Here is a 12,068-nt window from a genome sequence, read left to right on the forward strand (position 1 = left end):
AAGGAGAATCATCTTGGCAGGACATGACGTTCAATACGGGAAACATCGTACCCGTCGTAGTTTTTCAAGAATCAAAGAAGTTCTTGACTTACCAAATTTGATTGAAATTCAAACGGATTCATTCAAAGATTTCCTAGATCACGGTCTTAAGGAAGTTTTTGAAGATGTATTGCCAATTTCAAACTTCACAGACACAATGGAGTTGGAATTTGTTGGCTATGAAATCAAGGAACCAAAATACACGCTCGAAGAAGCACGTATCCACGATGCTAGCTACTCAGCACCAATTTTTGTAACCTTCCGCTTGATCAATAAAGAAACAGGCGAAATCAAGACCCAAGAAGTCTTCTTTGGTGATTTCCCAATCATGACCGAAATGGGTACTTTCATCATCAATGGTGGTGAACGTATTATCGTTTCTCAGTTGGTCCGCTCACCAGGTGTTTACTTTAACGACAAAGTAGACAAGAACGGTAAAGTGGGATACGGCTCAACTGTTATCCCTAACCGTGGAGCTTGGTTGGAACTTGAAAGCGACTCAAAAGACATCGCTTATACTCGTATCGATCGTACTCGTAAGATTCCATTTACGACCTTAGTTCGTGCGCTTGGTTTCTCAGGTGATGATGAAATCTTTGATATCTTTGGTGATAGCGAATTGGTTCGCAACACCGTTGAAAAAGATATTCACAAGAATCCAATGGACTCTCGTACAGACGAAGCCTTGAAAGAAATTTACGAACGCCTTCGTCCAGGTGAGCCTAAGACTGCTGAAAGCTCACGTAGCTTGCTTGTAGCGCGTTTCTTTGACCCACGTCGCTACGATTTGGCAGCTGTTGGTCGTTACAAGATCAATAAAAAACTCAATGTTAAAACACGCTTGCTCAACCAAACCATTGCGGAGCCATTGGTAGACCCTGAAACTGGTGAAATCTTGGTAGAAGCGGGTACCGTTATGACTCGTAGCGTGATCGAAAGTATCGAGAGTCACTTGGATGGCGACTTGAACAAAATTGTTTATATTCCAAACGATGCAGCTGTTTTGACAGAACCGGTTGTCCTTCAAAAATTCAAAGTTGTTGCCCCAACAGACCCAGACCGTGTTGTAACCATCATCGGAAATGCCAATCCAGACGACAAGGTTCGTGTTGTAACTCCTGCGGATATCCTTGCAGAGATGAGCTACTTCCTTAACTTGGCAGAAGGTATCGGACGTGTGGATGATATCGACCACCTTGGAAACCGTCGTATCCGTGCAGTTGGTGAATTGCTTGCCAACCAAGTACGTCTTGGACTTTCTCGTATGGAACGTAATGTCCGTGAACGTATGTCTGTTCAGGACAATGAAGTTTTAACACCACAACAAATTATCAATATCCGTCCTGTCACAGCTGCGGTTAAAGAATTCTTTGGTTCATCACAGTTGTCACAGTTCATGGACCAACACAACCCGCTTTCTGAGTTGTCTCACAAACGCCGTTTGTCAGCCTTGGGACCTGGTGGTTTGACTCGTGACCGTGCTGGATATGAAGTTCGTGACGTGCACTACACTCACTATGGTCGTATGTGTCCAATCGAGACACCTGAAGGACCTAACATCGGTTTGATCAATAACTTGTCATCATATGGTCACTTGAATAAGTATGGATTTGTTCAAACTCCATACCGTAAGGTTGACCGTGAAACAGGTGTAGTCACAAACGAAATCGTTTGGCTGACAGCCGATGAAGAAGATGAATATACTGTAGCGCAGGCTAACTCTCGCCTCAACGAAGATGGTACTTTTGCTGAGAAAGTTGTCATGGGACGTCACCAAGGGGTCAACCAAGAGTATCCAGCAGAAGTGGTTGACTACATGGACGTGTCACCCAAACAAGTAGTTGCCGTTGCGACAGCATGTATTCCTTTCTTGGAAAACGATGACTCTAACCGTGCCCTCATGGGTGCCAACATGCAACGTCAGGCTGTGCCATTGATTGATCCAAAAGCGCCTTACGTTGGTACTGGTATGGAATACCAAGCAGCTCATGACTCAGGTGCAGCTGTGATTGCTCAGCATGGCGGTAAAGTTACTTACGCAGATGCTGACAAGGTAGAAGTACGCCGCGAAGATGGTTCATTGGACGTTTACCACATCCAAAAATTCCGTCGTTCAAACTCAGGTACTGCTTATAACCAACGTACACTTGTTAAAGTTGGCGATGTTGTTGAAAAAGGCGACTTTATCGCTGACGGACCTTCTATGGAAAAAGGGGAAATGGCGCTTGGACAAAACCCAATTGTTGCCTACATGACTTGGGAAGGTTACAACTTCGAGGATGCCGTTATCATGAGCGAACGCTTGGTCAAAGACGATGTCTACACATCTGTCCACCTCGAAGAATATGAATCAGAAACGCGCGATACAAAGCTTGGGCCTGAAGAAATTACTCGTGAAATTCCAAACGTTGGTGAAGATGCCCTTAAAGACCTTGACGAAATGGGTATTATCCGTATCGGTGCAGAGGTTAAAGAAGGGGACATCCTTGTAGGTAAAGTCACACCTAAGGGAGAGAAAGACCTTTCAGCTGAAGAACGTCTCTTGCACGCTATCTTCGGAGACAAGTCTCGTGAAGTTCGTGACACTTCTCTTCGTGTACCTCACGGTGCCGATGGTGTCGTTCGTGATGTTAAGATCTTTACACGTGCAAATGGAGATGAGTTGCAATCAGGTGTTAACATGCTGGTTCGCGTCTACATCGCTCAAAAACGTAAGATCAAGGTTGGAGATAAGATGGCCGGACGTCACGGAAACAAAGGGGTTGTCTCTCGTATCGTTCCTGTAGAAGACATGCCTTACCTTCCAGACGGAACTCCAGTCGACATCATGTTGAACCCGCTTGGGGTACCATCACGTATGAATATCGGTCAGGTTATGGAGCTCCACCTTGGTATGGCAGCCCGTACTCTTGGTATCCACATCGCAACACCAGTCTTTGACGGAGCAAGTTCGGAAGACCTTTGGGACACTGTTAAAGAAGCAGGTATGGACAGCGATGCTAAGACAATCCTTTACGATGGACGTACAGGTGAGCCGTTTGATAACCGTGTATCAGTTGGTGTCATGTACATGATCAAACTCCACCACATGGTTGATGATAAATTGCACGCGCGTTCAGTCGGACCATACTCAACCGTTACCCAACAACCACTCGGAGGTAAAGCTCAGTTTGGTGGACAACGTTTCGGTGAGATGGAAGTTTGGGCTCTTGAAGCCTACGGTGCATCAAATGTACTCCAAGAAATCTTGACTTACAAGTCTGACGATATCAACGGACGTTTGAAAGCTTATGAAGCTATTACAAAAGGAAAACCAATTCCAAAACCAGGTGTTCCAGAATCCTTCCGAGTTCTTGTCAAAGAATTGCAATCTCTTGGTCTTGACATGCGTGTCCTTGACGAAGATGACCAAGAAGTGGAACTTCGCGACTTGGATGAAGGAATGGACGAAGATGTCATCCACGTAGATGACCTTGAAAAAGCCCGCGAAAAAGCAGCCCAAGAGGCTAAAGCAGCCTTTGAAGCTGAAGAAGCAGAGAAAGCAACAAAAGCGGAAGCAACAGAAGAAGCTGCTGAACAAGAATAAGCAGTTCACTTAGAATAGAAAGGGAAGAAATAGTGGTTGATGTAAATCGTTTTAAAAGTATGCAAATCACCCTAGCTTCTCCAAGCAAAGTCCGTTCATGGTCTTATGGAGAAGTCAAAAAACCTGAAACAATCAATTACCGTACGTTGAAACCAGAACGTGAAGGACTCTTTGACGAAGTCATCTTTGGTCCTACAAAAGACTGGGAATGTGCTTGTGGTAAGTACAAACGCATTCGTTACAGAGGGATTGTTTGTGACCGCTGTGGGGTTGAAGTAACGCGTACGAAAGTTCGTCGTGAGCGTATGGGGCACATCGAGTTGAAGGCTCCTGTATCTCACATCTGGTACTTCAAGGGGATTCCAAGCCGTATGGGCTTGACCCTTGATATGAGTCCTCGTGCCCTCGAGGAAGTTATCTACTTTGCGGCTTACGTGGTGATTGATCCTAAGGATACACCACTTGAGCACAAGTCTATCATGACAGAGCGCGAATACCGTGAGCGCTTGCGTGAGTATGGTTATGGATCATTCGTTGCCAAGATGGGTGCCGAAGCCATCCAAGACCTTTTGAAACAAGTAGATCTTGAAAAAGAAATTGCTGAACTCAAAGAAGAGTTGAAAACAGCTACTGGACAAAAACGTGTCAAAGCCATCCGCCGTTTGGATGTTTTGGATGCCTTTTACAAGTCTGGAAACAAACCTGAATGGATGGTTCTCAACATCCTTCCGGTTATTCCACCAGATCTTCGTCCAATGTTGCAGTTGGATGGTGGCCGCTTTGCCTCATCTGACTTGAATGACCTTTATCGCCGTGTTATCAACCGTAACAACCGTTTGGCTCGTTTGCTTGAGTTGAATGCACCAGGTATCATCGTTCAAAATGAGAAGCGTATGCTTCAAGAAGCGGTTGACGCTTTGATTGACAACGGTCGTCGTGGTCGTCCGATTACAGGACCAGGTAGCCGTCCACTGAAATCATTGAGCCACATGCTTAAAGGGAAACAAGGACGCTTCCGTCAAAACTTGCTCGGTAAACGTGTTGACTTCTCAGGACGTTCTGTTATCGCCGTTGGTCCAACGCTTAAGATGTACCAATGTGGTGTGCCACGTGAAATGGCGATCGAGCTCTTTAAACCATTCGTCATGCGTGAAATCGTTGCCCGTGACATCGTGCAAAACGTCAAGGCAGCTAAACGCTTGGTGGAACGTGGAGACGAACGTATCTGGGATATCCTTGAAGAAGTAATCAAAGAACACCCAGTACTTTTGAACCGCGCACCGACCCTTCACCGTTTGGGTATCCAAGCTTTCGAGCCAGTCTTGATCGATGGTAAGGCCCTTCGTTTGCACCCGCTTGTCTGTGAAGCCTACAATGCCGACTTTGACGGGGACCAAATGGCCATCCACGTACCGCTTTCAGAAGAAGCCCAAGCAGAAGCTCGTATTTTGATGCTCGCTGCTGAGCATATCTTGAACCCGAAAGATGGTAAACCAGTTGTTACTCCATCTCAGGACATGGTTTTGGGTAACTACTACTTGACTATGGAAGAAGCTGGCCGTGAAGGGGAAGGAATGGTCTTCAAAGACCGTGACGAAGCGGTTATGGCATACCGCAATGGTTATGTTCACCTCCACTCACGTGTTGGTATTGCAACAGACAGCCTTAACAAACCATGGACAGAAGAGCAAAAACACAAGGTCTTGCTTACAACAGTTGGTAAAATCCTCTTCAACGACATCATGCCAGAGGGTCTGCCTTACTTGCAAGAACCTACAAATGCCAACTTAACAGAAGGTGTTCCAGCTAAATACTTCTTGCCACTAGGTGGAGATATCAAGGAAGCAATCAGCAATCTTGAACTCAACCCTCCATTCAAGAAGAAAAATCTTGGGAATATCATCGCTGAAATCTTCAAACGTTTCCGTACGACAGAAACTTCTGCCCTACTTGATCGCATGAAGAATCTCGGTTACCACCACTCAACTCTTGCAGGTTTGACAGTGGGTATTGCCGATATCCCAGTTGTTGAAGACAAGGCTGAAATCATCGAAGAATCACACAAACGTGTAGAACAAATTACCAAACAATTCCGTCGTGGTATGATCACAGACGACGAGCGCTACAACGCTGTTACAGCTGAATGGCGTGCAGCCCGTGAAAAATTGGAGAAACGTTTGGTTGCCAACCAAGATCCTAAGAACCCAATCGTTATGATGATGGACTCTGGAGCCCGTGGTAACATCTCAAACTTCTCACAGCTTGCCGGTATGCGTGGTCTGATGGCCGCTCCGAACGGACGTATCATGGAATTGCCAATCCTTTCAAACTTCCGGGAAGGTTTGTCAGTACTCGAAATGTTCTTCTCAACTCACGGTGCCCGTAAAGGTATGACCGATACGGCCCTTAAGACAGCCGACTCAGGTTACTTGACTCGTCGTTTGGTTGACGTTGCCCAAGACGTTATCATCCGTGAGGACGACTGTGGAACAGACCGTGGTCTCTTGATCCGTTCTATCGCAGAAGGAAAAGAGATGATCGAGTCTCTCGAAGAACGCCTCAACGGTCGTTACACTAAGAAAACTGTTAAACATCCAGAAACTGGTGCAGTGATCATCGGTCCAAATGAGTTGATTACAGAAGACAAGGCGCGTGAAATTGTCAATGCTGGTGTGGAAGAAGTGACTATCCGCTCTGTATTTACATGTAACACCCGTCATGGTGTCTGCCGTCACTGTTACGGTATCAACTTGGCGACTGGTGATGCGGTTGAAGTTGGTGAAGCAGTTGGTACAATCGCTGCCCAATCTATCGGGGAACCTGGTACACAGCTTACAATGCGTACCTTCCACACGGGTGGGGTTGCCTCAAATACCGATATCACTCAGGGTCTTCCTCGTGTCCAAGAAATCTTTGAAGCCCGCAATCCTAAAGGGGAAGCGGTCATCACAGAGGTCAAAGGGCAAGTTACAGCTATCGAAGAAGATGCTTCAACTCGTACTAAGAAAGTCTTTGTTAAGGGTGAAACTGGCGAAGGTGAGTACGTGGTTCCATTTACAGCACGTATGCGTGTCGAAGTTGGAGACCAAATCTCTCGTGGTGCAGCATTGACAGAAGGTTCTATCCAACCAAAACGTCTCCTTGCTGTTCGTGATGTCTTGTCAGTTGAAACTTACCTTCTCGGTGAAGTACAAAAAGTTTACCGTAGCCAAGGGGTAGAAATCGGTGACAAACACATCGAGGTAATGGTTCGTCAAATGATCCGTAAAGTTCGTGTCATGGATCCAGGTGACACAGACCTTCTTATGGGTACTCTCATGGACATCAACGACTTTACAGATGCTAATAAGGATGTTCTTATCGCAGGTGGAGTTCCAGCGACTGGTCGCCCAGTTCTTATGGGAATCACCAAAGCCTCACTTGAAACTAACAGTTTCTTGTCAGCGGCTTCCTTCCAGGAAACAACTCGTGTCCTTACAGATGCAGCCATCCGTGGTAAGAAAGATCATCTCCTTGGACTCAAAGAAAATGTTATCATCGGTAAGATCATCCCAGCTGGTACTGGTATGGCTCGCTACCGTAACCTTGAACCACAAGCTATCAATGAAGCAGAATATCTGGCTCCAGAACAAGAAGAGGCAGAACTTGCTCCTGTAGAGGAAGTTGTGGAAGTCCAAGTTGAAGAAACAGTAGAATAAAAGCAAACAAGAGAACCTTTGGGTTCTCTTTGCTTTATTTCAGAAAATTTTCCCACTTTTTCATAAAGTATGGTAGAATAAAAGAACTAAAATGCCAAGGAGGTGTCCGTATGGAACAAACATTCTTTATCATTAAGCCAGATGGTGTGAAAAGAGGGCTGGTCGGCGAAATTCTGCAAAGAATGGAACAACGAGGTTTCAAACTCGAAAAATTAGAGTTACGTTCAGCAGTTTCAGAAGCTTTGATTGACCAACACTATCAAGACTTGGTTGAAAAAAGTTTTTATCCTCCTATCCGTCAGTTTATGACCTCAGGACCAGTAGTGGTGGGCATTCTATCAGGTCCGAAAGTGATTGAAACTTGGCGGACCATGATGGGGGCTACTCGTCCAGAAGAAGCTCTGCCAGGAACTATCCGAGGAGATTTTGCCAAGGCTGCAGGAGACAATCAAGCCATTCAAAATGTAGTTCACGGCTCCGATTCGGAAGCTTCTGCAAAACGTGAAATTGCTCTCTGGTTTAAGGATTAGACTGGTAAAAGAACAGTTCTGTTCACAACAGAGCTGTTTTTTGGTCAGTTGAGCACAAAAAAAGGACATTTGAGGCGGAAACTATCATTTCAAACTCCTCACAAGGTATAATCCCATATAGGGAGGGAAAAGAAATGGTAAAATCAATTCGCCTATTGTTGTTGATTGCAGTCATCCAGATTAGTTTTAGTAGTTGTCTATTATGGAAAGAATCCTTTTTATCTTTAAAACAGACCAATGCTTATTTTTTGATTTTGATAGTAGGAATTTCTGTTTTGTGCGCTGGGATAAATTATTTCCATACAGCAGACCAGTCTAGACATAGTATTTTACATGTTCAAAAGAAAGTGAGTCTTGTTTATTGCCTCCTTTTAGTAGTCAATCTTTTGGCAACCTGTCTGGTTCTCTCAGAAAGCATCCAAACCACTAGCAAATTGCAGCAGGAATTGGTTGACCTCTTTTTACCCTCCTTCTTTTTCTTGCTAGGAGTAGATCTATTGATTTTCTTACCTTTTGATAAAATTTTTCGAGATATAGAAAATTACCTAAATAAAAAGAAAACAGTCGTCATTTCCGTTCTAGCTACGATGGTTTTCTTGAGGAATCCCTTAGTGATTTCCTCAATTCTCATTTATATCAGTGTTGGTTTTCTATGCGCACGTTTCCTTTTTCCAAAATGTATTCAAAGGGAAATCTCCTTTTATGGACACCTGATTCGGGATATCCTGTTTGTTTTTTCAATAGTTGTATTCTTTTAAATGGAGGAGAATTTTTCAAAATTGTTATAGTAAGTTCATAAAGAAAATTCACACAAAAGAAAACTTTTTGGTATAATAGTAGCATGCACACAAAAAATGAAGAAGAGCTTCTAGCTCTCGGAGAAAGATTAGGTCATTTGCTTCAAAAAGACGATGTTCTGATCTTGACTGGAGAGTTGGGTGCGGGTAAAACAACCTTTACAAAAGGCCTTGCCAAGGGCTTGGATATCCGTCAGATGATTAAAAGTCCAACCTATACCATTGTCAGAGAGTACGAAGGGCGTTTGCCACTTTACCACTTGGATGTCTATCGTATCGAAGGTGATGCTGATTCTATTGACTTGGATGAGTTTCTCTTTGGTGGTGGTGTGACTGTTATTGAGTGGGGGCATCTTTTGGGTGAAGATTTACCAGATTCTTACTTGGAATTGGAAATCTTGAAAGAAGCTGAGGGTCGTTGTCTTCATTTTACGGCTCATGGCTCTCGGGCTGAACAACTCATCAAGGAGCTTCAAGATGGAGTATGAGTTGTGTATTCGTGAGGCAGAGATTTCAGATGCTACAGCCTTAATTGCATTTTTAGATTGTGTCGGTCAAGAGACGGATTTTACCAGCTTGGATGAAAATGGTATCATGATGACAGCTTCTGAAATGGCTCTTTTTATCGAAAAACAAGCTGGATCAGAGAATCAAATTACTCTCCTCGCCTTACTGAATGATGAGATTGTAGGAGTCTTAAATATCACAGCGGACCAACATTTAAGAGTTCGACATATCGGCGATGTTTTTCTAGCAGTTCGCAGGAAATTCTGGAACTAAGGCTTGGCGACTATACTTCTAGAAGAAGGCATTGAGTGGGCGAAAGTCAGTGGCGTCCTGCGCCGTTTGCAACTCAGTGTACAAAAACGAAACGAGGCTGCGATCCACCTCTACTCAAAAATGGGATTTATCACAGAAGGCTTACAAGAAAGAGGAGCCTATTTAGCAGAAGGGATATTTTTAGATGTTTGTCTTATGGGCAAGCTGATAAATAAATAACGAGATGATTAAAAAATTAATTGGAATGGTGCTAGGTTTCCTAGCAGTAACAGTTTTAGGTGTAGCGGTTTATGGCTATACCATCTACCAACAGGGAACAGAAACCCTAAGTAAAAAGACTTACAAAAAAATCGGGGAAGAAACCAACGTTATCGAAGCGACGGAGCCTCTGACCATCCTCTTGATGGGGGTAGATACGGGAAATGTGGAACGTACAGACCCGTGGGCGGGAAATAGTGATTCCATGATTCTCCTGACGGTTAATCCCAAAACAAAGAAAACCACTATGATGAGTTTGGAACGGGATATTTTGACCAAGATTGAGACTGGAAACGGTCAAGTTCAGGAAGCTAAACTCAATGCGGCCTATGCTAATGGTGGTGCGGAACTTGCAATTTCTACTATTCAAAAGATGATGAATATCCACATTGACCGCTATGTGATGGTTAACATGCAGGGGCTTCAACAATTGGTGGATGCAGTTGGTGGGATCACCGTCAACAATACACTCGGTTTCCCAATTTCGATTGCTGACCAAGAGGAGTTTAATAAGATTTCTATCGGTGTTGGAGAACAAACCTTGAATGGGGAGGAAGCTCTGGTGTATTCACGGATGCGTTACCAAGACCCAGAGGGAGACTATGGTCGTCAAAAACGTCAACGTGAAGTTATTCAAAAGATCGTTGAGAAGGTTTTGAGCCTAAACAGTGTGAGTCATTATCAAGGTATCCTCAAAGCTTTGAGTGATAACATGCAGACCAATGTGGACTTGTCAGCTAAGAGCATTCCACAATTGCTTGGCTATCAAGATTCTTTCAAGAATATCGAAACGCATCAATTGCGTGGGGAAGATGCTGAGCTACAGGGAATTTCTTATCAGATTGTCACTTCAGAACATATGCTCGAAATGCAAAATCTCTTGCGTAGTTCGCTAGGTAAAGAGCCAGTGACAGAATTGGAAACCAATGCGGTACTGTACGAAACAGCCTTTGGTCGGACAGCACCTTCAACCAGTACGAACGCTTCAAACGAAGAAGCAGAATAAGAAAAGAATCAAATCGTGGGAAATTTCCTGCGATTTTTTCAAAAAAATTCGAATAGATAAGTAGGAGGAAACATGAAAGCAGAAATTATTGCTGTTGGAACAGAAATTTTAACAGGGCAGATTGTCAATACCAATGCTCAGTTTTTATCAGAGAAACTAGCCGAAATCGGGGTAGATGTCTACTTCCAAACAGCTGTTGGAGATAATGAAGCTCGTCTTTTGTCCTTGCTTGAGATTGCGAGTCAACGTAGTAATCTTGTGATTTTGACAGGGGGCTTGGGACCAACCGAGGATGATTTGACCAAACAAACCCTGGCAAAATTTTTGGGAAAAGATCTAGTGTTTGACCCTCAAGCGCAAGAGAAACTGGATATTTTCTTTGCTCATAGACCTGACTATGCTCGGACACCGAATAATGAGCGCCAAGCCCAAATTGTAGAAGGGGCGACTCCACTGCCAAATGAGACAGGTTTAGCAGTAGGAGGGGTGTCGGAAGTGGATGGCGTGACCTACGTGGTCCTCCCAGGACCACCTAGTGAATTGAAACCTATGGTCTTAAATCAACTCTTACCCAAGTTAATGACTGGTGCTAAGCTCTACTCACGAGTGCTCCGTTTCTTTGGAATTGGTGAGAGTCAGTTGGTGACCATTTTGGCGGATTTGATTGACCATCAAACCGATCCGACCTTGGTGCCGTATGCCAAGACGGGAGAAGTGACCTTGCGTTTGTCTACAAAAGCAGTTAGTCAAGAAAGGGCTGATCAAGCACTGGATATCTTAGAAAATCAAATCTTGAGTCGCCAAACTTTCGAGGGAATTTCTCTACGAGACATCTGTTATGGATATGGGGAAGAAACCAGTCTCGCAAGTGTCGTTGTAGAAGAGCTAAAGAAGAGACAGAAAAGAATTACTGCGGCAGAAAGCTTGACGGCAGGTCTCTTTCAAGCAACATTAGCAGACTTTTCGGGCGTTTCAGCAATCTTTAATGGCGGTTTTGTCACTTACAGCCTAGAAGAAAAGTCTAAGATGTTGGATATTTACGAGCAAGAGCTAAAAGAACACGGGGTCGTTTCTGAGTTTACGGCTCGAAAAATGGCAGAGCAGGCACGGATCAAGACTCAGTCTGATTATGGTGTCAGTCTGACAGGTGTAGCTGGGCCAGATAGCCTAGAGGGGCATCCAGCTGGTACAGTTTTTATTGGATTGGCACATGCAAAAGGGACAGAGGTGATCAAGGCCAATATTGCAGGACGGAGTCGAGCAGATGTTCGACATATTGCGGTCATGCATGCCTTTAACCTAGTTCGCAAGGCTTTATTAAGTGACTAAATTTTGGTATAATGAAAGATAGGTCTAAGGACCAGTAGAATATAG

The 12,068-nt window shown here is 44.2% G+C and carries 7 protein-coding genes and 1 pseudogene; all 8 read left to right on the top strand.

Annotation, left to right across the window (positions count from 1 at the left end):
* Positions 1 to 13 precede the first annotated feature (13 nt).
* The 8 genes and pseudogenes from rpoB to ACORHV_RS01200 all read left to right on the top strand — a co-directional run bounded on the left by rpoB (position 14) and on the right by ACORHV_RS01200 (position 12,023).
* Positions 14 to 3,625: a DNA-directed RNA polymerase subunit beta gene (gene rpoB, locus ACORHV_RS01165; RefSeq protein ID WP_434398435.1), complete on the top strand. Its 3,612-nt coding sequence runs from the start codon at positions 14 to 16 to the stop codon at positions 3,623 to 3,625.
* Positions 3,626 to 3,657: 32 nt separating this feature from the next.
* Complete coding sequence (gene rpoC / locus ACORHV_RS01170) at positions 3,658 to 7,323, top strand: DNA-directed RNA polymerase subunit beta' (protein ID WP_434398437.1); 3,666 nt, start codon at positions 3,658 to 3,660, stop codon at positions 7,321 to 7,323.
* Between the two features lie 110 nt (positions 7,324 to 7,433).
* Positions 7,434 to 7,853 carry a nucleoside-diphosphate kinase gene (ndk, locus tag ACORHV_RS01175; protein WP_000438280.1) on the top strand — a complete coding sequence of 140 codons (420 nt, stop codon included), beginning with the start codon at positions 7,434 to 7,436 and terminating at the stop codon, positions 7,851 to 7,853.
* A gap of 134 nt (positions 7,854 to 7,987) precedes the next feature.
* Positions 7,988 to 8,611 (top strand): hypothetical protein, encoded by a 624-nt coding sequence (locus ACORHV_RS01180; RefSeq protein ID WP_000240910.1) that lies wholly within the window; start codon positions 7,988 to 7,990, stop codon positions 8,609 to 8,611.
* A gap of 83 nt (positions 8,612 to 8,694) precedes the next feature.
* Complete coding sequence (gene tsaE, locus ACORHV_RS01185) at positions 8,695 to 9,138, top strand: tRNA (adenosine(37)-N6)-threonylcarbamoyltransferase complex ATPase subunit type 1 TsaE (RefSeq protein ID WP_000556959.1); 444 nt, start codon at positions 8,695 to 8,697, stop codon at positions 9,136 to 9,138.
* Positions 9,128 to 9,649, top strand: a pseudogene (locus ACORHV_RS01190) (GNAT family N-acetyltransferase). Before tsaE ends, ACORHV_RS01190 begins: the two are co-directional and overlap by 11 nt.
* Positions 9,650 to 9,653: 4 nt before the next feature.
* On the top strand, positions 9,654 to 10,694 hold the full coding sequence (gene brpA, locus ACORHV_RS01195) for a biofilm formation/cell division transcriptional regulator BrpA (RefSeq protein WP_000592175.1): 1,041 nt from the start codon (positions 9,654 to 9,656) through the stop codon (positions 10,692 to 10,694).
* Between the two features lie 72 nt (positions 10,695 to 10,766).
* Positions 10,767 to 12,023, top strand: coding sequence for a competence/damage-inducible protein A (locus tag ACORHV_RS01200; protein WP_434398440.1), 1,257 nt, complete (start codon positions 10,767 to 10,769; stop codon positions 12,021 to 12,023).
* The last annotated feature ends 45 nt before the right edge of the window (positions 12,024 to 12,068 follow it).

It is taken from the genome of Streptococcus sp. KHUD_016, assembly GCF_051106465.1.
Taxonomy (GTDB): domain Bacteria; phylum Bacillota; class Bacilli; order Lactobacillales; family Streptococcaceae; genus Streptococcus.